This window comes from Streptomyces sp. NPDC006208 (assembly GCF_040613775.1).
Classification (GTDB): Bacteria; Actinomycetota; Actinomycetes; order Streptomycetales; family Streptomycetaceae; genus Streptomyces.
On record NZ_JBEXSW010000015.1, the window covers coordinates 15,788 to 40,476 of the forward strand.

The following is a 24,689-nucleotide window of genomic DNA, read 5'->3' on the forward strand; positions in this document are numbered from 1 at the left end:
GGGAATGCTACGAGGCTTCGGCACCGGCTCCGCCACCGGCCTCCATCAGCTGGTTGAGCGGCCCGTCGGCCAGGGTGGCGCGCTGGTCGACGACCACCGGAAGCGCTGCCAGTACGCCGGGTCCGACGAGTCCGGTCTGGCCAAGGACCGAAGCCTGATCCCAGTAGATGTGTTCGCTCGAGATCAGGGCGCCGTCGAAGGAGACGACCGCGACGACTGCGACGCTGACGGGCCGCCCGGTCGGGGCGATGCCGGGAAGGATCCAGGGGACCTCGATGTCGTGGGTGAACGAGACCAGCATTTCGTCCACGATGCGGTCGGGGCCCGTCGTGCGGGTCAGCGTCGTGATCGCGAAGTCCTGCGGGTTGTGTCCGATGAACCAGCGCCGGTAGAAGTCACGTACGGGTTCCCGGCCACGGGCGCCCATGGCGGTGGGCACATGGAGCACCACGGGCGTGTCCGTCATCGTGGCCATGGTCGTGTCGACGTCGAGCGAGGCGAACTCACTGCTGGTGTGGAGCTCCCAGACGCGTTCGAGTTCCGAGGGGTCAGGGGCCGTGGTCATCAGGGGTTTCCTCCGGTTTCCGTCCCCAGGCGGTCAGCATGCCCGGTGAGAGGGCGGCACATTCGGGCCGGTCCAGGTAGCGGATCGCCGCGTCGATCGTCGGCCCGTCGGCGAGGCCCGTGGCCGTGATCGCGTCCCGGGCGCGCTCCCATGTATCGGCCCAGAAGCGGCTGATGGGGCTGCCCGGCAGCAGGGGCGGCACATGGATCTCGGCCGCTACGGAGGCCAGGCCCGCTGCCCGCAGCAGTTCGGGGTAGCGCGGCACCCAGGAGATGTCGGTGCCGATGGTGTCCCGCAACCCTCGCCACATCGCCCGCATCACCTGGGTGTAGGGGGTGACGGGTGCCGCGGCGGTGGTCAGGTCGATCGCGTCGCTGAGGACCAGTACACCGCCCGGCGCGACGAGTTCGGCCAGTGCGCCGATCATGCGCTGCCGGTCGGGCAGGTGCATGAGGACGAACCGCGCGTGGACGAGCCGGTACCGGCCGGGGTCGAAGTCCGGCGCGGTGATGTCGGCCTCCAGCACGCTGAGCCCGGGTGCGGGCCGGCCGGTGAGGAAGCGTACGTCGCGGTCGACCGCGAGGACGCTCGCCACCCCGGCTTCGTCCAGCAGTCGGCGGGACACCGTGCCCGTGCCTGCACCTACGTCGAGGCAGTGCCACCCCGGGCCCGCGCCCAGGGCCCGCAGCCGCGCCATGGTGATGTCGTCGTACGCCAGGGCGCCGAAGTCGATGCGGTCGCCCTCGCCCGCCTGTTCCGGGCGGAAGACCGCCTCGCCGTAGCTGCCGTCGCGCGGTGCGTCGCCGCCGGGAGCGGTGTTCACGTTGCCGCGGGGGTGACGCCGAGAGTGTCGTCGAGCCAGTCGAAGACCCTCTGATCGAACATCGAGCGGTTCCACGCCTGCGTGTGGCCGAGCTTCCCGTACTCGGCCTTCCGGAAGTACGCGAGGTCCTTCGGGCAGGTCAGTTTCTCGAAGAGGAGTTGGGCCTGGGCCGCGAGGGGGTCGTCGTCGTTCCCGCAGATGAGGGTGGGGCACGTGATCTGTTCGGCGACACGGGACAGGCGGTAGCGGTCCGTCTCGATGACGTACTCCCCCAGGGTGTCCAGACCGTGCACCCACAGGGCGCGCTGGACCAGGGCCCAGTGGGCGATGGGATTCTCCACCACCGGTGCCAGGAGTTCGCCCATTTCCCTGGGGTCGACGTTTGGGACGCGGTCCCGCACCTCCTTCGGCAGTTTCAAGCCTTCGACGAGGTCCATCAGGCCCGGATCGGCGACCAGTGCGGCGATCCGGTGCTCCCCGGACGCCCCCCGCGGCGCGAGGAAGCCGCCGAAGCTCCACCCCATGGCGGCGACGCGCGAGGCGTCGATCTCCGGCCGGCCCTCCGCGTAGTCCATGACGGGGCGCAGCACGTTCTCCCAGTCCGGGCGGATCGGCATGCCCTGCTCGATCAGGGTGCGGCCCTGGCCCGGTCCGTCGACCAGCAGACACGCGTATCCGCGCCGCACCGCCGGGAGGGCGTGGGACCAGTACATCTCGTGGATGTCGGAGTCGTAGCCGTTGACGGCGAGCAGGGTGGGCCGGGCAACGGTTCTGTCGCCGTCCGGCAGGCAGAGGCAGCCCGGCAGCGTCGTGTCCTCGAAGGGGATCTCGACCAGTTCCACGGGACGGTCCGCCAGGGCTGCCATACGGCGGAAGCACTCGCTCTCCCGTCTGAACGACTCGACGAGCCGCGGATCGACAGGTGAGCCGAACAACGGCAGGTAGGAGACACGGTAGTACGTCGTGGCCCGCCAGAATCCGTCGACGGCGCTCACCGGGTGACCGTGGGCGGCGCTCGCCTCGGCCGCGGCGGCCACGCGCGCCGCGGTGGCCGTCCAGGCGCGGTGCCATGCGTCGCGGTCGCCGGCCGGGATCTGCTCGGCGACCTGCACGCATTCGCCGTACTCGGCGCCACCGCGGTTGATCAGCTCCAGCGCCCGGTCGGCCAGGAACTGGAACAGCGGGTCGTCGAACAGCTTCATGACCGGACCTCTTCACACGGCGGGGCGGTACCAGGCGGGCGGTTTCCTGGCCGCCGCGCCACCGATCCTCCACCGGCAAGCGCCCACAGGGCCGAGGCGCGCCGTGCGGGCGGCCGACCGGCCTACAGCATGACGTGCTTGACCTGCGTGTAGTCCAACAGACCCGCCATGGAGAGATCGCTGCCGTAGCCGGAGTGCTTGACGCCGCCGTGCGGCATCTCGGACACGGTGGTGCCGTGGGTGTTCACCCAGACGATGCCGGTGTGCAGTGCCCTCGTCGCCCGCATCGCGCGCTCGTGGTCGGTGGTCCACACGCCGGCCGCGAGGCCGAAGCGCACGCCGTTGGCGAGGCGAAGGGCCTCGGGCTCGTCCTTGAAAGACTGGACGGTGACGACGGGCCCGAAGATCTCCTCCTGCACGATCTCGTCGTCCTGGCGGACACCCGCGACGACGGTGGCCTCGTGGAAGTAGCCCGGCCGGGGAGCCCGGGTGCCTCCGGTGACGATCTCGGCGTGCTGCGGAAGTCGGCTCAACAGGCCTTCCACCCAAGCGAGTTGTGTGGCGTTGTTGAGCGGGCCGAAGTCGGTGGCCGGGCGCTGCTTCTCGGTGTGCGCGGCGAGCGCGGCGACGAACGCGTCGTGGATGCGGTGGTGCACCAGGAGTCTGGTCGGTGCGGTGCAGTCCTGGCCGGCGTTGTAGTAGGCGACGGCCGCGAGTTCGGAGGCGGTGGAGTCGATGTCGACGTCGTCGTGGACGATGACCGGGGCATTGCCACCGAGCTCGAGATGGACGCGTTTGAGGTCTGCCGCCGCAGCGGTGGCGATCTCCCGGCCGGCGCGGACGCTGCCGGTGACCGCGATCAGGCGGGGCACCGGATGGGTGACGAGTGCCTGGCCGGTGTCGCGGTCACCGCACACCACGTTGAGCACGCCGTCCGGAAGGTGTTCGGCCGCGATCCGGGCGAGCAGCACGGAGGAGCTGGGGGTGGTGTCGGCAGGCTTGAGAACAGTCGTGTTCCCTGCCGCGATGGCCGGGGCGATCTTCCAAGCCGCCATCATCAGGGGGTAGTTCCATGGCGTGATCTGGGCGCACACGCCGACCGGTTCGCGGCGCAGCAGTGAGGTGCGCCCCTGTGTGTACTCGCCCGCGGCGGCGCCCGGCAGATTCCGCGCGGCGCCCGCGAAGTAGCGCAAGGTGTCGGCGATCGCGGGCAGTTCGTCGCGGCGGAAGAGGGCTGCGGGTTTGCCGGTGTCCCCCGCCTCGGCGGCAACAAGCTCATCGGCGTGGGCCTCGACGGCATCGGCGATGCGCAGCAGCGCCCTCTGCCGTTCGGCCGGCGTGGTCGCCGACCAGCTCTCGTAGGCGGCTGCCGCGGCGGCGCAGGCGGCGTCGGTGTCCGCCCGGCCGGAGAGCGGAGCGCTGCGATGGACGCCGCCGGTGGCGGGATCGAGGAGTTCCGTCGTGGCGCCCGAGGCGGCGGCGACGTCCGCTCCCCCGATGTGGTTCAGGACCACGGCCGGTGTCTCAGCCACGGAGCAGCGCCTCCTTCGCCGCGGCACGGCCGGTGCGTACGGCGCCTTCCATGTAGCCGGCCACCCACTGGTCGGATCCGCAGACGTAGAAGGGCGGTTCGTGTGTGGCGTGCAGCGGGCCGACGGCCATGACATCGCCGGGGGTCCACTGGGTGACGTAACCCTGGGTCCAGGGATCGGTGCCCCACATGCGGATGTACGAGCTGACCGGGGTGTGCGCCTGGTCCCCGTAGAGGCGGGCGATGTCGCGGAGCAGTTCACCCTGTCGCAGGTGGCCGGGCATGCCGAGCAGGACGCCGAACCGCTCCGGCGGGACGAGTGCGGAGAGGATTCCCTCGTTCTGCGGCCAGGTGCTGCCGAGGACGCCCTCGCACTCGGACAGACCGTTCAGGTCCGACTCGCGCCAGAACGGCTTGTCGTATGCCGCGACGAACTTGGCGGTGACCGCATGCCGTTGGCGATGCAGGGAGGCAAGTCTCGCGTCGGAGACGCCCGTCACGGCGACCGAGCGCAGAGGACCGACGGGAAGTGCGCTGACGACCGCGCCCGCGGTGAGGGTCTCGCCCCCGGCGAGCCGCACGGTGCAGCCTCCGGGCCGCACCGCGATCGCCTCGACTGCCGCGCCCAGCCGTATCCGCTCCCCCAGCCCCTGCGCCATCAGCAGCGCGACGGTGGCGGAGCCCTCGGCGACCCGCAGGCCCTCCCAGTCCTCGTAGTCGTAGTGCTCGCTGTCGTCGCCGCCCGGGACTGCCGCATGCTTGCGCAGGGCGGAGAGCAGCGAGGTCCGTTCGTAGGAACCACTGGCCAGGGCGAGTTGGCCGATCTCCCACAGGCGGACGACAGCACCGCTCGCGCCTTCGGAGCGCAGCCAGTCGGCGACCGACAAGGTGTCGAGGGCCGTCGCCTCGGGATGGGACCAGGGGTCGTCCGGGTCGACGGTCCCGGCCAGGGCTGTGAACGCGGCGGTCAGCCGCCGGTGGCAGGCGTCGTCACCGGGGCCGAACCAGTGCGGCGGGTCGCCCGCGGAGACGCCTTCCGGTGTGGCGCGGGCCATGAACCCGGCTTCGGCGACATAGCTGGGGACCAGGGTGAGTCCGAGTTCCCCGGCGAGGCCGAGGTAGGTGGTGTGCGCCCGGCCGACGACCTCGCCGCCGAGCTGGACGAGACGGCCGTCGGGCAGGGAGGTCTGTTCGACGCGCCCTCCGACCCGGTCGCGGGCCTCGACGACGAGTACGTCGGCTCCGCCGGCCGCCAGGTCCCGTGCGGCGGCGAGTCCGGCGAGTCCGGCGCCGAGCACGATGACATCGTGATTCATGAACCGTTCCTTCGGTGGCTGCGGGGGCGGTCAGTCCAGGACCAGGCAGTGCTCGGGTTTCCAGCCGAACTCGACGCGCTCGCCGCCGCTCCAGCGGTCCTCCATGCGGGAGCGGGCGGTGTTCTGCTCCAGGACGGACAGGGTGATGCCGGGGGCGAGTTCGATGAGGTAGGTCGTGGTGGGCCCGGAGTAGACGGTCTCGCGGATGACGCCGCTGGCCAGGGCCATGCCGGGCTCGAAGTCGGAGAGCCAGATCTTCTCGGGGCGGATGGAGAGGCTGACGCGGCTGCCGTCGGGGACGGCGGGGCGGGTGCCGACGGGGAGGGTGGGGCCTTCGTCGACGACGACCCGGCCTGCGCGGTAGGTGCCGGGGACGAGATTGGAGGTGCCCATGAAGGAGGCGACGAAGCTGTTGGCGGGGTGTTCGTACACGTCCTCGGGGGTGCCGCACTGTTCGACGCGGCCCTCGTTCATCACGGCGATCCGGTCCGACATCGTCAGGGCCTCGTCCTGATCGTGGGTGACGAAGACGAAGGTGATGCCGATCTCTCGCTGGATCTGCTTGAGTTCGACCTGCATGCGGCGCCGGAGCTTGAGGTCGAGGGCGGCGAGCGGCTCGTCCAGGAGCAGGACCTGGGGTCCGTTGACGAGGGCGCGGGCGAGGGCGACGCGCTGGCGCTGTCCGCCGGAGAGGGTGCGGGGTCTGCGGTCGGCCAGTCCGGCGAGCTGGACACGTTCGAGCATGGTGCCCACGCGGTCGCGGACCTCGGCCCGGCCGACGCCTTTGCGCTTGAGGCCGAAGGCCACATTGTCGGCGACCGAGAGATGGTCGAACAGGGCGTAGCTCTGGAAGACGGTGTTGACGTTGCGTTTGTTGGGCGGCAGCTGGGTCACGTCCTCGCCGCCGAGCAGGACGCTGCCGTCGGTGGGGTCGGTGAAGCCGCCGATCATGCGCAGCGAGGTCGTCTTGCCGCAGCCCGAGGGGCCGAGCAGGGAGAAGAACTCTCCGGGGGCGATGTCGAGGTCGAGGTCGTGGACCGCGTAGGAGTCGCCGTAGGCCTTGCTGACGGAGTCGAGGCGGACGGCGGGCGTGATGGCCTCTGTTGTCATGGGTATCACGGGTTTCACTTCCCGGAGAGCAGGTCGAGGCCACCGCGGCGGCCGAACAGACGCGGGATGAACAGGGCGAGGGCGATGAGGCCGATGGATCCGGCGAGCATCAGGGTGCCGACGGCGTTGATGGTGGGTTCGACGCCGAAGCGGATGGCCGAGTAGATGCGTACGGACAGCGGCTGCGGGTCGACGCCGGTGGTGAAGTAGGCGAGGACGAAGTCGTCGAAGACCAGGGCGAAGACGAGGACCGAGGAGGCGAGGATGCTGGGCAGCAGCGCGGGGAGGGTGACCAGGCGCAGTGCCTGCCAGCGGGTGGCGCCGAGGTCCATCGCGGCTTCCTCGACCTCCGGGTTCAGGGCGGCGATCCGGGAGCGCAGGATGACCGTCACGTAGGAGATGGAGAAGGTGATCTCCGCGAGCATGACGGTGCCGGTGGAAAGGGTGATGCCCATGCCCTTGAACAGGAGCATCGCGGCGACGCCGGTGACGATCTCCGGGGTGATCAGCGGGACGAGCATGATGAGGCCGGCGAGCGAGCCGAGGCGGCTGCGGCAGCGGACGAGGCCGAGTGCCAGGGCGACTCCGAGGATCATGGAGCCGGCCATGGCGACCAGGGACACGCGCAGGCTCATGCCGAGTGAGGCGATGAGTGCGTCGTCGTGGAAGAACTCCGAGTACCAGCGCAGGCTGAAGTCCTTGAAGACGGTGAGCGACTTCTGCGAGTTGAAGGAGAAGAGGATGACGACCCCGATGGGGACGTAGAGGAGCGCGAAGAAGAGGACCGTGACGGCGATGGCGAGGCGGGGCCTGCGGTCGGTGCCGCGGCGGTGGCGCCGCATGGTCCTTGGCTTGGCCGTGGCGGGTCGCGGGGCCGTCCGCGGTGCGGGGCGGAAGGTGGCCGGGGTGGCGGGGCGCAGGGTCATCGGACCGCCTCCGCCTCGTCCTTGCGGGTCCGGCGCAGGTAGCCGATCATGCCGACGAACAGGACCGCCATCATGAGCATGGTGAGGGCGGAGCCGAGCGGCCAGTTCTGGCCCTGGAAGAACTTGTCCTGGATCAGGTTGCCGATCATGATCTGGTCGGGGCCTCCCATGAGCTGGGCGCTGACGAAGTCGCCCATGGCGGGCAGTAGGACGAGTACGCAGCCGGCCGCGGCGCCCTGTCTGGTCGCGGGCAGAGTGACGAAGAAGAAGGTCCGCAGCGGGCCGCCGTAGAGGTCGCGTCCGGCTTCGATGAGCGAGGTGTCCATGCGTTCCAGGGCCGCGTACAGCGGAATGATCATGAAGACGATGAAGCCGTAGACCAGCCCGGCAATGACTCCCCCGCTCGTCTGGAGGATCTTCGTGCTCGCGTCGGCGATTCCGGCGGACCGCAGTGCCTTGAGCAGGGGTCCGTCGTCGGAGAGGACGACGGACCAGCCGTACATCCGCACGAGGTAGTTGGCGAAGAAGGGGACGACGATGGCGGCGATCAGCAGGTTCTTGAAGCGTCCGCCGTGCAGGGCGATGGCGTAGGCGACCGGATAGGCCACGACGAGGCAGATGGCGCAGGTCAGCAGGGCGTAGCCGAGCGAGCGCAGGAGCACCACGCGGTAGGCGGGGTCGGTCATCGCGGCGAAGTTGTCGAGGTTGAACCCGAACTGCGGATTGCCGAGCGGGTCGGTGGTGCCGAAGGCGAGGGCGGCGACGAGGACGAGGGAGGCGATGAGGAACGTCGTCATCCAGAGGGTGCCGGGGATCATCAGCCAGGTCCACAGGCGGGCGCCGGCGGCGGCGGTACCGCCTCGGCGGCGCGGTGCTCCGGATCGGGTGGGCGGGGAGTCCGCAGGTGGCGTGTGTGGTGACATGTCAGCCGGCCTTCACATGGGTCCAGGCGGTGTCGCGGGCCTGTTCGCCCCTCGAGGTGCCGTTGCGGAAGAAGAGGTCGTCCTTGAGGTCGGAGGCGGCGACGAGACACTCGGGGAAGGGCTCGACGATCGCGGCATAGGTGTCCTCGCTGCCGCCGACCGGCATGGGATAGCCGATGTACTCGATGTTCTTCTTCACGTTCTCCGGCCGGAGCATGTAGTCGATGAAGAGCATCGCGGTGCCGGGGTGGCGGGCATTGGCGGGGATGGCGTAGCAGTCGGAGTTGACAGGGGCGCCTTCCTTGGCGACCTCGAAGCCGAAGACGGAGGGGTCCTTGGCCTGGCCGAGCATGGCGGCCATGTCTCCGCTCCAGGCCTGGGTCATGGCTGCGTTGCCGTTGAGCAGGTTGTTGTAGCTGTCGCTGGAGAAGCCGCGAAGGCGGGGCCGGAGCGACTGGAGCGTGCGGGTGATGCGCTCGAGGTCGTCCGCGTCGGTGGTGGCGATGTCGAGGCCCAGTTTGAGTGCGGCCATGCCGAGGACCTCGTCGCGGTCATCGAGGACGAAGACCCTGCCCTTGGCTCGGTTGTTCCACAGGTCGTCCCAGGAACCGGTCAGATCGTCGCCGATCTTGTCCTTGCGCCAGCCGATCCCGGTCTTGTACATGGTGAACGGGACGGTGTGCGCGGAGTCCTTGTCGTACCAGGGGTCCGAGAAGTAGTCGTAGCGGCCGAACACCGAGTCGGCGTGCCGCAGCCGGCTGTGGTCGATTCTTCTCAGCCGGTTCCCTTCGGCGAGGCGCTGGGCCCATTTCGCCGTGGGAAAGATGATGTCGTAGCGGTTTCCGGCATTGAGCTTGGCGACCATGCCTTCCATCGAGTCGAAGTTCGACTGGATGACCTTGACGCCGTACTCCTTCTCGAATCCGGCGAAGACGGCGGGATCGACGAAGTCGGCCCAGTTGAAGTAGACCAGGTCACCGTCGGGCCTGACCTTGATCGGCTCGTCGGAATCCGCGGGGGCGGGGGCTGCGGGCAGGAATCCGCAGCCGGCTGCCGCGACACCGAGGGATGCGGCGGCGCCGGTGCGGAGGAAGGCGCGGCGGGACAGCGGGAGCGAGGGTGCCTCGGGGGACATGGTGGTCCTCTCCGTGAGGTCCGTTGGGGATCGGTGAGGTCCGTCGGGATCCGGGGATCGTGGGGGAATCCATGGGTTCCGGCCGACGGATCACTGCTGGGGGCGGTCATGGGTGCACGGGAGCCCTGACTCCGTGCGGACCGGACAGCCGCGGGCGGTGGGGAGGCACCGCGCTGCGGCTCGGGCAGGCGGCTCGGCGGGCGCGGCTCAGCGAGGAGCGCCGTCGAGATCTGCCCGGACACGGCCGGCGAACCAGCCGACCGCGGACTCGCGCCGGGACAGGGGCCCCGGTTCGAATCCCGGGGTGGTCAGTCCTTTCTGCACGCGGGCCACCAGTTCGGCATCCTCGTCGTTGGTGATCCAGCCGATGTGGATGTTCAGCCGCCGGGCGAGCCGGGTGCGCAGTCCGGTGCCACGGCGGGTGTAGAACGCTCCGGGCACGGCCACGCGGTCCACCGCTGTCGGGATTGCGGTCCAGGCAAGCACATGGTCGGGGTAGAAGTCGATGAGTGTGTTGGGATAGATCACGGCGTACCGCCAGACACGGCAGTCTGCCTCGCGGAGGCCGGGCATGGGGGCGGCCATGCGCTGGTAGAGGCGTTCGGCCCAGTTGGAGGAGGGCTTGTCGCGCAGGGGTGAGGCGAACAGGGCGTACGCCTTGTCGATCTCGCAGGTGTAGGCCTGGTAGTCGAGCAGCCGCATCAGACCGGGGTGGGCGACGGGTACGTGGTAGCCCTCGAGATAGTTGTCGACGGCAACCTTCCAGTTGGCGTGCTGGACCTCGGCGGCGTCCAGGTCGTGGATGCGGCTGCGGCCGATGGGCACCAGATCGGCCCCCGCGTAGTGGCCGACCGCCTCGGCGAGTGGGGCACACTGCTCACCCAGCGGTACGGCGTCCTGGTCGAGGTTGACGAACACGAAGCCGAGGAACGACTCCACGCGGACGGAGAAGAGCCCCAGCCTCGGCTTGTCCAGGCACGGGATCTGCCGTGCCTCGGGGGCTCCGACCAGGCGTCCGTCGAGTTTGTACGTCCAGCCGTGGTACGGGCAGCGGATGGCCTTGCCGGAGGGTTCCGGCTCGGTGACCAGGCGGGTGCCGCGATGGCGGCAGACATTCAGGTGGGCGGCGAGGGCGCCGTCCTCGGTGCGTACGACCAGCACCTCACGGTCGGCGACCGTGGCGGCGAGCCGGGCACCTGGCCCGGGGAGGTCGGATTCGTGGCAGACGAGCTGCCAGGACCTGGCGAAGATGTGCCGGGTCTCCGCGGCTGCGGTATCCGGGTCGGTGTAGTAGCGGGCGGACAGTGCCCGGCCCGGGCCGTCGGGGCTCGTGATGTCCTGGCCGGGGCTGTGCCGGCCGGCGCCTGCCGGACGGTTCAGGCCTGCGGGGAGTTCCTGCTCCAGCGGTGCTGACGGCGCTGTCGGGGCTTCGGCTTCGGGCTGCATCGGCTGACTCCTCCATGCCGCGGACGCGGCGATCGGTGTTGAGGCGGCCCAGGGGCGGTCGGCGAGGCCTGGCGATGCAACTGGTGCACCGGAACCGCGCTGACTAATTGGTCAGTCAGATTGCTGGCGGGTTTCCGCAGTGTCAAGACTTGCAGACTGACTAATTGATTAGTTAGCGTAGTCCTCATCGCTGCTCCCGGCGAAGAGGACCTTGTGCCCGAACCGGACGCCGGCAGCTTCCCGGACGACCCGCTGTCCGGTCCGCTACCGCCGAATCCCGTCGCACGGCATACCGCCCCCAGGCACCGGGCCGCGGACACCGCACCTCGGCCCCCATCGCCCGTCGCGCCGTGACGGCTCCCCATCCCCCTCCCGGAGGCACGCATGAGCGGTCGTCGGAGTCTCGTCTGGCTCGGGCTCACGCCCGAACCGGAACAGGAGCTGCCCGCCACCGTCGCTGCCCTGCGCACCCGTGCGCCGGTCACGGCCGCGGCGCCGCCCGAGCTGGCCGCCGCCGAACGGCGGCGGGTCGAGCGGCTGATCCTCCACGGCAGCGAGCGCAGCTGGCTGCGCTACCTGGCCGAGGTCACCGACCTGGTGACCTCCGTCGCCGACGGCTCCGCCCCAGGAGACCGCAACGCCGCGCTGGTCGCGGGCGAGGTCGTCCTGGACCACCACCGAATGCTCATCGGGATGCCGGGCTCCGGCTACCGCCGCACGCAGGACGACCGCCGGGCCCTGGAAGGCGCGGTACGGCAGCTGCGGACCGCAACGGACGACGGCACGACGCCACGAACGCAAGGAGACCGGGCATGACGGCAACCGCAAGGCAGGGCCGGACCGCGGACCGGCGGCCGGGAGCGGCCACCGTCCCGTGTCCGGCGACGGGCGGAACCGGGCGGGCGATCGGGGGCGCGGCAACGACCGCGGCCGTCACCCGCATCGCGTCTCTCCTGCCCGGCGGGCCCGGCAGCGTGCTCGGACCGGCGCCCGGGGCGGTGGAGAGCGCGGAGGCGTACCTCGACACCGGCGGGTACCGGCACACGGACGACCCCGAAAGGCTGCTGGAACACATCGCCGACGCCGGGCTGCGCGGCCGCGGCGGTGCGGGGTTCCCGGCCGCCGTCAAGTTGCGGGCCGTACGGGACGGCGGAGGTCTGCCCGTCGTCGTGGCGAACGGCGAAGAGGGCGAGCCCGGGTCGGTGAAGGACCGCTGGCTGCTGCGGGCACGGCCGCATCTGGTGCTGGACGGACTGGCCCGCGCGGCCGCTGTCACCGGAGCCGTACAGGGCTATGTGTACGTCTCCGATCCCTACGCCGCCGCCCGTGTGCGCGCCGCCCTCGACGAGCGTACGACGGCCCTGCCGGTCGCGGTGATCGAGACCGGTCACACCTATGTGGCCGGCGAGGAGAGCGCGGTGGTACGCAGGATCAACGGCGGGCCCGCCCTCCCGGCCGCCAAACCGCCCCGCCCGTTCGAACGGGGAGTGTCCGACCAGCCGACCCTCGTCTCCAACGTCGAAACGCTCGCCCGGATCGCCCTCATCGCCGCTCACCCCGACCTGCGCCACGACATCGCCGGCAGCACGCTGCTGAGCCTGTCCGCGTTCAGGGGCACGCCACTGCTCGCGGAGGCCCCGTACGGCACCGCCCTGCGCACCCTCGCCACCGCGCAGGGCACCACGGACGCGACCGGAGCCCTGATGGGCGGACTCTTCGGCGGGCTGATCGGGCCCGGCTCACTGGATCTTCCGCTCGACCACTCCGCGCTGGCCGACGCGGGCACGGCACTGGGCTGCGGGGCGATCCGCTTCCTCCAACCGGGTGTGTGCCCCGTCGCGACCGCCGCCGACGCCGTGGATCATCTCGCGACCGAGAGCGCCCGCCAGTGCGGCGTTTGTGTCTCGGGCACGGCCGCGATCCGCGACACGCTCCGGCAGCTGACCTGCGGTACGGCGGCCGCCGACACCGCCGAACGGCTGGAGCGCTGGGCGTCCCGGCTGCCCGGCCGTGGCGCGTGCGGACTGCTCGACGCCGCCGCAGGCACGGCGGGCAGCCTCCTGACCGCGTTCCCCGACCTCGTACGCGGCCACCTCGATGCAGCGTGCGCGGCCTGCGCCGCCTGTCCTCCGACGGGCGGTCACCGGCTCGTGGTGCCCGTGCCGCACGTCGCCGACGCCCCGTGTGAATCCCCCACCCGCCCGGCTCCTCCCGCGCGCCCCCGCTGAAAGGACCCACCGTGAAACTCTTCCTGGACTCCACACGCTGCCAGGGCTACGGGCTCTGCCAGGAGCACGCCCCCGACCTGGTCGAACTCGACGAGTGGGGCTATGCGGCGGTGCTCGCCGCCGACGTCCCGCCCGGCGAGGAGGAGACGGCCCGCGCCTGCGCCGCCAGCTGCCCCAACTCCGCACTGCGGCTGGAGAAGTGACATGGGACGTGATCTGACGGCGCTGTTCGACCCCAAGTCCGTGGCTGTCGTCGGTGCCAGCGACGACCCCGCGAAATACGGCCACGCGGTGGCCTCGCAGGCGCTGCGCGCACCCGGACGCCGGCCCGTGCACCTGGTGAACCGCCGGGGCGGCACGGTCCTCGGCCGCCCCGCGGCCACGAGCCTCGCCGAGATCGGGGAGCCCGTCGAACTGGTGGTGATCTCCGTGCCCGGCCCCGGGTTCGAGGCCGCCGTCGACGACGCCCTGTCCTGCGGCGCCCACGCCATCGTTGCCATCACCGCCGGCTTCGCCGAGACCGGCACCGCCGGGCTGGCCCGGCAGCGGGCGGTCGCGGCCCGGGTGCGGGAGGCGGGCGCGGTGCTGGTCGGTCCCAACTGCCTCGGCATCGCGGACAACACCACCGAGCTGTACCTCGCCTCGGACACCTTCGCGCCCGGCGGCGTCGCCCTGCTGAGCCAGAGCGGCAATCTGGCCCTCGAACTCCAGCTGCGCATGGATCCGCACGGCCTCGGCTTCTCCCGGTTCGTCTCGCTCGGCAACCAGGCCGACGTCACCCTCGTCGATCTGGTCCAGGACTGCGCCCGGCACGAGGGCACCTCGGCGATCGCCGTGTACGCGGAGGACTTCGGCGACGGACGCGCCTTCGCCCGGGCCGCCGCCGAGGCGGGCAAGCCGGTGGTCCTGCTCACCGCGGGCCGCGGCACCGCATCGGCGCGCAGCGCACAGTCGCACACCGGCGCACTCACCACGTCCTGTGATGTCGTGGCCGCCGCGTGCCGGGACGCAGGCGTCGAACTCGTGGCCTCCCCGCGCGAGATGACCGTCGTCCTGACGGCGCTGAACGCCCGGTCCCGGGCTGCCGGACGACGTACGGCGGTGTTCACGGACGGCGGCGGGCACGGAGTGATCGCCGCCGACGCGGCCGAGGCGGCGGGTCTTGACGTACCCGAGCTCGGTGCCGAGGCACAGGAGGGCCTGCGGGCCCTGCTGTGGGAGCAGTCGGCGGTGGGCAACCCCGTCGACCTCGCCGGAATGGGCGAGCAGGACCCGCGGTCGTACGCCACGACGGTCGGCGGGCTGCTGGCCGCAAACGAGGTCGACGCCATCTTGATGACCGGGTACTTCGGCGGCTACGCGGCCTCCGGCGGCGGACTCGGCGGCGGTGGCGCGACGCTTGCCGAAGGCGAGCAGCAGGCCGCCCGGGACATCGTCACGCACTGGCGGGCGACGCCCAAGCCGCTGGTCGTGCAGTCCATGTATCCGCAGTCGCCGAGCTGCCGCACGCTGGTCGGGGCGGGCATCCCTGTCTTCTCCGCGACCGAGGACGCCGCCCGCGCACTGGCGGCGATGACCGGGGTGCAGCCGGCCGGCCCGCCCGGTGTGGCCGCTCTGCCGGCGGCCGCAGCGCCCCTGCTCGACACCGGGTACCACGGCGTGCGCCGCCTTCTGGGTGCCGCCGGAGTGCCGTTCCCCGAGGCCCGTGAGATCTCAGGGGAGGACGAACTGCTCGCCGCGGCCGCAGAGTTCGGCGGTCCGTACGTCCTCAAGGCCCTGCACCTCCTGCACAAGTCCGACGCGGGCGGGGTCGCTCTGCGGCTGGCGGACCGCGATGCGCTGCTGGCCGCGTACCGGGAGATGCACGCCCGGCTGGGGGCTCCCGCGTACTCAGTGGAGGCGATGGCCGACCTCACGGACGGGGTCGAGCTGATCGTGGGGGTCGATCACGACCCCCGGTTCGGTCCGGTCGCCATGGTCGGCCTCGGCGGTGTCCTCACCGAGACGCTGCGCGATGTCGCCTTCTCACCGGCCCCGGTTCCCGCTGCGCGGGCCGAGCAGTTGCTGCGGGGTCTGCGGACCGCCGGACTGCTCGCGGGTGTCCGGGGGCGGCCGGCGGTGGACGTCGCTGCGGCGGCGGACGTCATCGAGCGCATCACCACGATCGCCGCGGCCCATCCCGAGATCGCCGAACTCGAGGTCAACCCGCTGCTGGTCCGCCCGGACGGCGTGCTGGCCCTGGACTCGCGCGCCGTACTGGCCTGACTTCCCCACTGATTCGCACGCAACTCCTAAGGACACCAATGGACTTCCGTTACACCCCCGAACAGGCCGACCTCAAGCGCCGGGCGGCCGCGTACTCCCGTCTGCTGATGGGGTACGAGGAGCAGTCCGAGGAGGCGGGCGGCCCGCTGCCCGTCGAGACCGTCCGCGAACTGACCCGCGCCGCGATCGACGCCGGCGTGTACGCCATCAACATGCCCGCCGAGTGGGGCGGTGCCGGGCTGTCCCTGCTGGACCAGGTCATCGTCGAGGAGGAGTTCGGGAAGGTCACCAACTGCCTGTGGGACATCCCCTGGCGGCCCGCCAACGTCCTGGCGCACGGGACCGAGGCACAGCGCGAGAAGTATCTGCTGCCGGTGATCCGCGGCGAACGGTTCGACGCCTTCGCGGTGACCGAACCGGGTGCGGGCTCGGACCCCTCGTCGGGCACCAGCACGGCCACCCGTACGGACGGCGGTTGGCTGCTGAACGGCGAGAAATGGTTCGTGACCTGCGGTGACATCGCCGACTTCCTGCTGGTGCAGGCCGATGCCGGCCCGCAGCGGGCGCCGACGCTCTTCTTCGTCGACAAGCAGGCGCCGGGTGTGGAGATGACGCGTGTGCCGCTGTTCATGCACTCCGCGGTCAACGGGCATCCCGAGTTCACCTTCACGGATGTGTTCGTCTCCGACGAGGACGTGCTCGGAGGTGTCGGGGTCGGCTACGAGCTCACCAAGGAGTGGTTCACCGACGAGCGGCTGATGATCGCGGCGCGGACGACGGGCGCCGCCGAACGCGCACTGGAGCTGGCCCGCGACTGGGCCGTCGAGCGACGCCAGTTCGGCTCCCCCATCGCCGACTTCCAACTCGTCCAGGGCATGCTCGCCGACTGCGCCGTCGACATCGCCGTCAACCGCGCCTACACGCACCAGGTCGCCTGGGAGGCCGATCAGCCGGGCACGGACCGCAAGGCGCTGCACGCCAAGGCCTCGACGGCGAAGCTCGCGGCGAGCGAGGCCGCGGGGCGGGTCATCGACCGGTGCGTGCAGATCTTCGGCGGACGCGGCTACGACCGCTCGTACCCCGTCGAGCGCATGTACCGCGAACTGCGCGTCGACCGCATCTGGGAAGGCACCTCCGAGATCCAGCGCCTGATCATCGCCAACGAGCTCATCAAGCGCGGCACCCGGGCGCTCGCGCTGCCCACCTCCTGACACGCCGTCCGAACCACCACCACGACCCCGAGGACTGACATGGACTTCCGTCTCACCGCCCGTCAGGAGGAGCTCAAGGGCTCCGCGCGCGGGCTCACCGAGTTCATCATGAAGTACGAGCTCGACTGCGAGGAGAACAACGGTCTGCCGCCGCAGGCCCACGCGGAGATCCGCGACGCCGTACTCGACAGCGGACTGCAGGCCGTCAACATGCCGGCCGAGTGGGGCGGTGCCGGGCTCACGATCCTGGAGCAGGCCGTGGTCCAGGAGGAGCTGGGCCGGCTCACGGGCGCACTGTGGGACATGGTGTGGCGCCCGGCGAACGCGCTGCGGTTCTGCACGCCCGAGCAGCGCGAGCGCTACCTCGTTCCCGTCATCCGGGGCCGGCGGCGCGACTGTTACGCGGTGACCGAGCCCGAGGCCGGGTCGGACCCGCAGAACATCAGCACAACGGCGACGCGCACCGCTGACGGCTGGGTGCTGAACGGCGAGAAGTGGTTCGTGACGGTCGGCGACCACGCCGACTTCATGATCGTGCTGGCCGCTGCGGGCGAGGAGCGCGCCCCGACGCTGTTCCTCGTCGACAAGGAGACACCGGGCATCGAGATGACGCGGGTGCCACGCTTCATGCACACCTTCGTCTACGAGCACCCCGAGTTCACCTTCACCGACGTCCATGTCGGCGACGACGCAGTCCTGGGCGGTATCGGGAACGGGTACGACATTACCCGGTCGTGGTTCACCGAGGAGCGGCTGATGATCGCGGCGCGGACGACGGGCGCCGCCGAACGCGCTCTGGAGCTGGCCCGCGACTGGGCCGTCGAGCGACGCCAGTTCGGCTCCCCCATCGCCGACTTCCAACTCGTCCAGGGCATGCTCGCCGACTGCGCCGTCGACATCGCCGTCAACCGCGCCTACACGCACCAGGTCGCCTGGGAGGTGGACGCGGGGCTGTCCGACCGCAAGACCCTGCACGCCAAGGCGGCCATCGCCAAACTGTCGGCGAGCGAGGCCGCGGGGCGCGTCATCGACCGGTGCGTGCAGATCTTCGGCGGACGCGGCTACGACCGCTCGTACCCCGTCGAGCGTCTATACCGCGAACTGCGCGTCGACCGCATCTGGGAAGGCACCTCCGAGATCCAGCGCCTGATCATCGCGGGCGAACTGGTCAAGCGGGGCACGGGAGTTCTGCAGATCCCGTCCGCCGGCTGAGGTACGGGGAGGACCCCGCGTCCCGGCGGTGCGCCGGGACGCGGGCGCCGCCGGTCGCGTGACGCGCCGAGAGAGCAGGAGTGACGATGACTGATGTCGAGCGGGTCGGGGTCGTGGGCTGCGGCCTGATGGGGTCCGGGATCGCCGAGGTGTGCGCGCGGGCCGGCCGGGACGTGGTGGTGGTCGAAACCGATGCGGGGGCCGCCCAGGCCGGCCGCGGACGGATCACCACGTCCCTGGACCGTGCCACGACCGCCGGGAAGCTGACCGGCGAGGAGCGGGATGCCGCGCTGGCGCGGATCGTGACGACGACGGACATGGACCGGCTGGCCGACCGGGACCTGGTGGTGGAGGCCGTGGCCGAGCACGAGCGGGCGAAGCTGGAGGTTTTCGCGCGGCTCGACAGGACGGTGGTGCGTGCGGACGCGATCCTCGCGACCAACACCTCGTCCATCCCGGTCATCCGGCTCGCGGCTGCCACCGGCCGCCCGGAACAGGTGGTGGGGCTGCACTTCTTCAATCCCGTCCCGGTGCTGCCGCTGGTGGAGCTGGTGCCGTCGCTGCTGACCGGCGAGAGCACGGCGCGTCGGGCGGAGGCGTTCGCGTGCGAGGTGCTCGGCAAGGAGGTCGTGCGCGCCACGGACCGGGCCGGGTTCATCGTGAACGCCCTGCTCGTGCCGTATCTGTTGGCCGCGGTCCGGATGGTCGAGTCGGGCGCGGCGTCGGTCGAGGACATCGACCGCGGCATGATCCTGGGCTGCGCCCATCCGCTCGGTCCGCTGGCGCTCACCGATCTCATCGGGCTGGACACCACTCAGGCCATCGCGGAGTCGATCTACGAGGAGTTCCGTGAGCCGCTGTACGCGCCTCCGCCGCTGCTGGCCCGGATGGTCGACGCGGGTCTGCTCGGACGAAAGTCGGGCCGCGGCTTTCATACGTACCGATGAGCCGCAGGACCGTGGCGCCGTTCCGGAACGCCCGGGGGACCGGGGTCCTGGACGGGCGGGATACGGGAAGATGGAGATCGGCGCGACGGGACGAGAGACCGCCCCGCCGACCGGAGCACGACGACACCGAGACCGACACTGGGGAGCAATGACGTGGCCAAGGCCGAACGCACTCGCGAGACTCGTGAGCGGATTCTCGCCGCGGCATGCCAGGTGATCGCCGAGGTCGGCTTCGAGAAGATCCGCATGCGGATGGTGGCGGAGCACGCGGGGGTGTCGACAGCGCTGCTGCACTACCATTTCGAGACCCGCGAGAAGCTTTTCACCGAAGCGATGACGCACTCCTTCGCGCAGACCGGCACCGAACTCGACCGGGACGCCGATTCGGTGCCTGCCGCGGTCATCCTGGCGCGCATCCTGAACACCCTGTTGCCCACCGACCCGGAGCTGAGGCAGGACTGGAAGCTGTGGCAGGAGCTGTGGGTGCGTGCTCTGCGGGACGAGACGGCACAGCACCTCGCGATCGATCTGTACGAGCAGCTGCACGACTGGGTGGGCCAGGCGCTGAAGCGGGGTATCGATTCCGGAGAGTTCAAGCCGTGCGACGTCGACGCGACGAGCACTGTGCTGCTCGCCCTGTGCGACGGGTTCGGTATCCGTCTGATGCTGGCCGACCCCCGGGTGGACCTTCGGTCGGCGCGGTCCGCGATCTGGGGGGCGGTCGCGGGGACCCTCGGCGTACCCGCGGAGCCTCCGGCACTGTGACGTTCCGGAACGTGGTGCGGTGCCGTCGTGCTACGGGGTCTGTCCCCCTCGCAGGGAGTACACGTACAGCTGGTCGACCTCGGTGAAACCGGCTGACCGGTAGAGCGACTTGGCCGCCGTGCGGTCCCGCTCGCCACCCGGGGGCGCGTCGTCGTCCACGTAGAGGATCACCTGTGCGGCACCCAGACCGGTCAGGACGGAAAGCGCCGAGCCCAGCATCGAGCGGCCGAGCCCGCGTCCCCGGGCGTCCGGCAGCACGCCGATCCACCACAGGACACCGATGCCGTGCGCGGGCATGCCGATCACGGCCTCGGCCACCACGCGCCTGCCCTCCCTCCCCTCCAGCCGGCACGCACCCTGCCCGGCGGGGTCGGGCTTCACTTTGACGCGGTCGAGGCAGGGCAGGCGGGGCGAGGGCAGATCGGCCCGCAAGTACCGCCACTGCCGCTGCCCCCGGAAGCCGGCGCGTTCCAGTGCCGCCGCCGTGCGGCCGCGGTGGCGCACCGGCAGTGCTTCCAGACCGAGAGTGAGGGCGGAGGCGAAGTGGAAGGCGTGCATCGGCCGGGGCGCGAGCATCGTGAGGGTGTGGCTGATCAGGGCGTCGGCGGTGCGGGGGTCCTCCTGGCAGTGCAGCCAGAGCAGTTGTCCGGTGTTGTCGTCCGGGCGGAGCGCGTGGGAGACGACACCGGTGACCGTGCCGGTCGCATCCATGGCCACCTGGACAGCCGGCTGTGCCAGTTCTTCCCACCGGCCGCCGTCCACCGGGGAGCGGCCCTTCAGAGCCTCGCTGAGCATGGCGGGGGTGGTGCGCGGCTGCCCCGGCAGCCGGTCGCACTCCATGAGGGCGAGTACGGCGGCCTGGTCGGCCGGGGTGTACGGGCGCAGGATCAGGCCGGATGCGGGGCTCACCACACGACCATGACCGGACAGACCGTCACTGTCCAGCACCGCAGGCGAGCGGTCTGTCATCGCTCCGGATACCCGCGACGGGGGTGCGGAGGCCGCCCGGACGTCCACGAGGCACCGCGGCCGGGCACTCGTCCGGTCCATTGCGGGATCGACATGCATCAGATGCGTGAAGTGTTCATGGACGTCCACGACCGGGTTGCTGCACGATGACGCAGAGACAGCGATCAGCACGTCCTGCGCTGACGCGACGGCGCAGGCCGGATCCGGCGGCGCGTCCCGGTACGGCGGGAACCGCCCTGGGAAGGGAACAGCCTTGTGACCTCGCCGCCCCGAAGCCCCCGTCGTGTGAGCCCGTCGACCGGCAGGGAGGACACGTGATCAGCCAGTGGCGGCTGCGCGCCGCTTTCGCCACGCGGCTCTCGGACATGTACGGGCGGGAGGTCCCCGCCTACACCACGCTCGTCGACGTGTCGCGCGCGGTGAACGAGGACGTCCTGCGCGCACAGGGCGCGGACGCCGAACGTCTCGGGTCGATCAGCCGGGTGACCGCTGAGCGGCACGGAGCCGTCCGGGTCGGTACGCCCGCGGAACTGCGGCAGGTCGCCCGTGTCTTCGGCGCGTTCGGTATGCAGCCGGTCGGCTTCTACGACCTGCGTGAGGCGGCCGCGAGCGCGGTTCCCGTCATCTCGACCGCGTTCCGTCCCGTCGACGGCACGGAGCTGGCACGCAACCCCTTCCGGGTGTTCACCTCACTGCTCACCTCTGCGGACCCCAGATTCTTCGACGCCGAGCTGCGTTCCCGGCTGGAGAGGTTCCTGGAGAGCCGTCAGCTCTTCCCTCCCGAACTGCTCGCCCTGGCCGACCGGGCCGAAGCCGAGAGGGAGCTCCCGGACGCCGATGCCGAGCGGTTTCTCCACCTCGCCGTCCAGGCCTTCGAGCTGTCCCCGGAGCCCATCGACAAGGCCTGGTACGGAACGCTCGAACGGATCTCCGCCGTCGCCGCGGACATCGGCGGCGTACGCAGCACGCACATCAACCACCTGACCCCGCGTGTGCTGGACATCGACGAGTTCTACGGCCGCATGACCGAACGCGGCATCGAGATGATCGACACCATTCAGGGTCCGCCCCGCTGGAAGGGTCCCGACGTGCTGCTGCGGCAGACCTCCTTCCGCGCCCTCGCCGAGCCACGGTCGATGCGCACCGCGGACGGCCGGGTGGTCCCCGGGACCCTGAAGGTGCGCTTCGGCGAGGTCGAGGCACGCGGTATCGCCCTCACCCGCCGCGGCCGGGCCCTGTACGACGATCTCCTCACCCGCGTCGACGAGCAGACGGCCCGCCGTCCCGGCGCCGACCGCGGCGACATCGCGCGCACCGTGTGGGGCGAGCACATGCCGGACGACGAGCAGGGGCTGGCCGCCCGGGGCCTTGCCCACTTCACGTACCACGCCGTGCGCGACCGGCCGCGGGACGGAGACAGCCCGCCCGCCGACATCGGCGGTCTGGTGGAGGGGGGCTGGATCCGCGCCGAACCCATCGTCTACGAGGACTTCCTGCCCCGCTCCGCGGCCGGGATCTTCCAGTCCAACCTCAGCGGCGAGGGCTCGAGGAACAACGACCGCACCGGCGTCGCCTACGACAGCGACTGGCTCTCCGCCGTCATGGGCCGCACCGTCCACGACCCCTTCACCCTCTACGAGCAGCAGCACGACCACTCCCTGCGGACCGTCGCCGAAGAACTCGGCCTCGACCGCACGCCCGGCTGACGCCCCACGTCCCCAACGCCCCACGGGAGCAGCATCATGACCAGCAGCGCACTGCCCGCCACCGACGACCTGCGCGCCCGTGCCCGCGCCGCCCTCGAACGCATCGGCGCCGGTGTCCCGCAAGGCAGCGACCTCCACGCCCGCACGCCCATCACAGGGGAGGATCTGTTCGTACTGACGGCGGCTGATGCCGCCGCCACCGAGGCTGCCGTCACCGCCGCCCGTGAGGCCTTCCTGGCCTGGCGCACCATCCCTGCCCCCCGCCGCGGCGAACTCGTCCGCCGGCTGGGCGAGTTGCTGCGCGACCACAAGAGCGACCTCGCCGATCTCGTCACCGTCGAGGCGGGGAAGATCCGTTCCGAGGCGCTCGGCGAGATCCAGGAAATGATCGACATCTGTGACTTCGCCGTGGGCCTGTCCCGTCAGCTCTACGGCCGTGCCATCGCCTCCGAGCGGCCCGGCCACCGTCTCGCCGAGACGTGGCATCCCCTCGGAGTGGTCGGCGTCATCTCCGCGTTCAACTTCCCCGCCGCCGTGTGGTCGTGGAACACCGCCATCGCCCTGGTCTGCGGTGACACCGTGGTGTGGAAGCCGTCGGAGCTCACCCCGCTGATCTCCCTGGCCTGCGACCGGCTGCTGGCCCAGGCGGCCGAGGAGGTCGGCGCGCCCCGCGACGTGCACCGGCTGCTGCTCGGCGACGGCGCGATCGGCGAGAAGCTCGTGGACGACCCGCGCGTCGCTCTCATCAGCGCCACGGGCTCGACCCGTATGGGCCGGCAGGTGGGCCCCCGCGTCGCCGCCCGTTTCGGACGCAGCCTCCTCGAGCTCGGCGGCAACAACGCGGCAGTCGTCGCCCCCTCCGCAGACCTCGACCTCGCGGTGCAGTCCATCGTCTTCGCCGCCGCCGGTACCGCGGGCCAGCGCTGCACGAGCCTGCGCCGTCTCATCGTCCACCACGACATCGCCGACGACCTCGTCGCGCGGCTGACCACTGCGTACCAGAAGCTCCCCATCGGCAGCCCCTTCGACGAGACCACCCTGGTGGGTCCGCTCATCACCACCGCGGCACTCGACGCAATGCAGAACACCCTCACCCGAGTGCAGGCAGTGGGCGGAAAGGTCCTCGTCGGCGGCAAGCGGCGCCTCGCGGATGCCGCCCCTCAGGCGGCCTATGTCGAGCCGGCCATCGTCCGCGTCGACGAGCAGAGCGACATCGTCCGGCAGGAGACGTTCGCCCCGATCCTGTACGTCCTGACCTACGGCGGCCTCGACGAAGCCATCGCCCTGCACAACGATGTGCCGCAGGGGCTCTCGTCGAGCATCTTCACCCGCGACCAGCAGGAAGCCGAACACTTCCTGTCCTCGGAAGGCTCCGACTGCGGCATCGCGAACGTCAACATCGGCACCTCCGGCGCGGAGATCGGCGGTGCGTTCGGCGGCGAGAAGGAGACGGGCGGTGGCCGCGAGTCCGGCTCCGACGCCTGGCGCGCGTACATGCGGTCGGCCACCAACACCGTCAACTACTCGGGCCGGCTGGCCCTGGCCCAGAACGTCAGCTTCCTCTGAGCACACGCTCCCCTCCCCCACAACGGACCGGTCACCAATCCGACAAACGTGCTGATCGACCAGACGGGTGACGTTGGTCGTACTGAGTGCCCGGGCGCCCATAACGTGATCGTTGTGGCGGGATGGGAGCAGTTGAGCGCAGTGGGGGTCGCAGCGATCCTCGGCTCACAGGCGGTCGGCGGAGTGTCGGCCGGGGCGGGCGGGGCAGACGGCAGGCCTCCGGTGGATCAGGCGTCGATGACGGCCTCGGTGTCCTTGGCGGGGCCCGGGCCGGCGTCGGTCGATGTGGCTGCGTCCTCCGGGGATTCCGCATCGGCGCCGGGGCAGGTGGACGCGGCCCTGTCCGTGTCGCTGCCGCTGCTGTCGCTGACCGTCAGGGTTTCGATCCGGACAGAGGACTGCCTGCCTCCGGAGCCCGCACCCACTCCGAGCGAGCCCGTGCCGACCACCCCGGTCCCGACGCCGACGCCGACGCCCACGCCCACCCCACCGCCGCCCACGACTCCTCCGCCGGTGCCGCAGTCACCGCAGCCGCAGCCGTCGCAGGAGCCCGAGGAGCCGGCAGAGATCACTCCGGAGCCGGTGGCCAGGACGTCCCCCGCTCCCGCGGCCGCGCCGCCGCCCGCAGCCCGGCCTCCGGTCCAGGTCGCGCGTCCGGCCACCGTGCGCAACTACCGTCCGCCGACCGGGAGACCGAAGGACACGGGGACACCGCTCGTCGTCCTGATGCTCGTCACCACGACGCCCGCCGTGCTCGCCGCAGCCATGCTGCGCCCGCGCTCGCAGTCCGCCGCGTCCCGGCGCGGCCGCGCCTGAACACCCGCGCACCCCCACCACACCGAC

23 protein-coding genes are annotated in these 24,689 nt (G+C 71.1%); 11 read left to right on the forward strand and 12 right to left on the reverse strand.

Features of this window, described 5'->3' with window-relative positions; genetic code table 11:
- Positions 1–7: 7 nt before the first annotated feature.
- The 10 genes from ABZ208_RS14415 to ABZ208_RS14460 all read right to left on the reverse strand — a co-directional run bounded on the left by ABZ208_RS14415 (position 8) and on the right by ABZ208_RS14460 (position 10,977).
- The gene (locus ABZ208_RS14415) at positions 8–565 is read right to left on the reverse strand and encodes a nuclear transport factor 2 family protein (RefSeq protein WP_356909806.1); all 558 of its coding nucleotides are present in this window, start codon (positions 563–565) and stop codon (positions 8–10) included.
- Entirely contained in the window at positions 549–1,388 is an 840-nt protein-coding gene (locus ABZ208_RS14420; RefSeq protein ID WP_356909807.1) for a class I SAM-dependent methyltransferase, read from the reverse strand. The genes ABZ208_RS14415 and ABZ208_RS14420 overlap by 17 nt, the downstream gene beginning before the upstream one ends.
- Positions 1,385–2,590: an alpha/beta fold hydrolase gene (locus ABZ208_RS14425; RefSeq protein WP_356909808.1), complete on the reverse strand. Its 1,206-nt coding sequence runs from the start codon at positions 2,588–2,590 to the stop codon at positions 1,385–1,387. Before ABZ208_RS14425 ends, ABZ208_RS14420 begins: the two co-directional genes overlap by 4 nt.
- Before the next feature lie 122 nt (positions 2,591–2,712).
- Positions 2,713–4,122 (reverse strand): aminobutyraldehyde dehydrogenase, encoded by a 1,410-nt coding sequence (locus ABZ208_RS14430; protein WP_356909809.1) that lies wholly within the window; start codon positions 4,120–4,122, stop codon positions 2,713–2,715.
- On the reverse strand, positions 4,115–5,437 hold the full coding sequence (locus ABZ208_RS14435; RefSeq protein ID WP_356909810.1) for an NAD(P)/FAD-dependent oxidoreductase: 1,323 nt from the start codon (positions 5,435–5,437) through the stop codon (positions 4,115–4,117). The genes ABZ208_RS14430 and ABZ208_RS14435 overlap by 8 nt, the downstream gene beginning before the upstream one ends.
- 30 nt (positions 5,438–5,467) lie before the next feature.
- Positions 5,468–6,547 (reverse strand): ABC transporter ATP-binding protein, encoded by a 1,080-nt coding sequence (locus ABZ208_RS14440; protein ID WP_356909811.1) that lies wholly within the window; start codon positions 6,545–6,547, stop codon positions 5,468–5,470.
- 14 nt (positions 6,548–6,561) lie between these two features.
- Positions 6,562–7,473, reverse strand: a complete 912-nt coding sequence (locus ABZ208_RS14445; protein WP_356909812.1) for an ABC transporter permease — start codon at positions 7,471–7,473, stop codon at positions 6,562–6,564.
- The gene (locus tag ABZ208_RS14450; RefSeq protein ID WP_356909813.1) at positions 7,470–8,291 is read right to left on the reverse strand and encodes an ABC transporter permease; all 822 of its coding nucleotides are present in this window, start codon (positions 8,289–8,291) and stop codon (positions 7,470–7,472) included. The genes ABZ208_RS14445 and ABZ208_RS14450 overlap by 4 nt, the downstream gene beginning before the upstream one ends.
- Positions 8,292–8,397: 106 nt before the next feature.
- Positions 8,398–9,531 carry a spermidine/putrescine ABC transporter substrate-binding protein gene (locus ABZ208_RS14455; RefSeq protein ID WP_356909814.1) on the reverse strand — a complete coding sequence of 378 codons (1,134 nt, stop codon included), beginning with the start codon at positions 9,529–9,531 and terminating at the stop codon, positions 8,398–8,400.
- A 207-nt stretch (positions 9,532–9,738) separates the two neighbouring features.
- Positions 9,739–10,977: an aromatic ring-hydroxylating dioxygenase subunit alpha gene (locus tag ABZ208_RS14460; RefSeq protein ID WP_356909815.1), complete on the reverse strand. Its 1,239-nt coding sequence runs from the start codon at positions 10,975–10,977 to the stop codon at positions 9,739–9,741.
- 384 nt (positions 10,978–11,361) lie between these two features.
- Between ABZ208_RS14460 and ABZ208_RS14465 the strand changes: the two genes are divergently transcribed.
- The 8 genes from ABZ208_RS14465 (at position 11,362) to ABZ208_RS14500 (ending at position 19,605) form a co-directional block, all read left to right on the forward strand.
- Entirely contained in the window at positions 11,362–11,793 is a 432-nt protein-coding gene (locus tag ABZ208_RS14465) for a hypothetical protein (protein WP_356909816.1), read from the forward strand.
- Positions 11,790–13,205, forward strand: a complete 1,416-nt coding sequence (locus ABZ208_RS14470; protein WP_356909817.1) for an NADH-ubiquinone oxidoreductase-F iron-sulfur binding region domain-containing protein — start codon at positions 11,790–11,792, stop codon at positions 13,203–13,205. Before ABZ208_RS14465 ends, ABZ208_RS14470 begins: the two co-directional genes overlap by 4 nt.
- Positions 13,206–13,216: 11 nt before the next feature.
- Positions 13,217–13,408 (forward strand): ferredoxin, encoded by a 192-nt coding sequence (locus ABZ208_RS14475; RefSeq protein WP_356909818.1) that lies wholly within the window; start codon positions 13,217–13,219, stop codon positions 13,406–13,408.
- Between the two features lies 1 nt (position 13,409).
- A complete protein-coding gene (locus ABZ208_RS14480) occupies positions 13,410–15,470 on the forward strand; it encodes an acetate--CoA ligase family protein (protein ID WP_356909819.1) in 2,061 nt (686 codons plus the stop codon).
- A gap of 38 nt (positions 15,471–15,508) precedes the next feature.
- Entirely contained in the window at positions 15,509–16,681 is a 1,173-nt protein-coding gene (locus tag ABZ208_RS14485; RefSeq protein ID WP_356909820.1) for an acyl-CoA dehydrogenase family protein, read from the forward strand.
- A gap of 39 nt (positions 16,682–16,720) precedes the next feature.
- Entirely contained in the window at positions 16,721–17,893 is a 1,173-nt protein-coding gene (locus ABZ208_RS14490) for an acyl-CoA dehydrogenase (protein ID WP_356909821.1), read from the forward strand.
- Positions 17,894–17,979: 86 nt separating this feature from the next.
- The gene (locus ABZ208_RS14495; RefSeq protein WP_356909822.1) at positions 17,980–18,840 is read left to right on the forward strand and encodes a 3-hydroxybutyryl-CoA dehydrogenase; all 861 of its coding nucleotides are present in this window, start codon (positions 17,980–17,982) and stop codon (positions 18,838–18,840) included.
- Between the two features lie 153 nt (positions 18,841–18,993).
- A complete protein-coding gene (locus ABZ208_RS14500) occupies positions 18,994–19,605 on the forward strand; it encodes a TetR/AcrR family transcriptional regulator (RefSeq protein WP_356909823.1) in 612 nt (203 codons plus the stop codon).
- Positions 19,606–19,635: 30 nt separating this feature from the next.
- On the opposite strand, the gene ABZ208_RS14505 is transcribed toward ABZ208_RS14500, so the two are convergent.
- Positions 19,636–20,514: a GNAT family N-acetyltransferase gene (locus ABZ208_RS14505; protein ID WP_356909824.1), complete on the reverse strand. Its 879-nt coding sequence runs from the start codon at positions 20,512–20,514 to the stop codon at positions 19,636–19,638.
- Between the two features lie 374 nt (positions 20,515–20,888).
- On the opposite strand from ABZ208_RS14505, the gene ABZ208_RS14510 reads away from it, so the two are divergent.
- Both ABZ208_RS14510 and ABZ208_RS14515 read left to right on the forward strand, forming a co-directional pair.
- Entirely contained in the window at positions 20,889–22,280 is a 1,392-nt protein-coding gene (locus ABZ208_RS14510) for a VOC family protein (protein WP_356909825.1), read from the forward strand.
- A gap of 36 nt (positions 22,281–22,316) precedes the next feature.
- Positions 22,317–23,846: an aldehyde dehydrogenase family protein gene (locus ABZ208_RS14515; RefSeq protein WP_356909826.1), complete on the forward strand. Its 1,530-nt coding sequence runs from the start codon at positions 22,317–22,319 to the stop codon at positions 23,844–23,846.
- Positions 23,847–24,073: 227 nt separating this feature from the next.
- Here the strand turns inward: ABZ208_RS14515 and ABZ208_RS14520 are convergent, their stop codons facing one another.
- Positions 24,074–24,346 carry a hypothetical protein gene (locus ABZ208_RS14520; protein ID WP_356909827.1) on the reverse strand — a complete coding sequence of 91 codons (273 nt, stop codon included), beginning with the start codon at positions 24,344–24,346 and terminating at the stop codon, positions 24,074–24,076.
- A gap of 13 nt (positions 24,347–24,359) precedes the next feature.
- Here ABZ208_RS14520 and ABZ208_RS14525 point away from each other — a divergent pair, with 13 nt between their 5' ends.
- On the forward strand, positions 24,360–24,662 hold the full coding sequence (locus ABZ208_RS14525) for a hypothetical protein (RefSeq protein ID WP_356909828.1): 303 nt from the start codon (positions 24,360–24,362) through the stop codon (positions 24,660–24,662).
- Positions 24,663–24,689 lie beyond the last annotated feature (27 nt).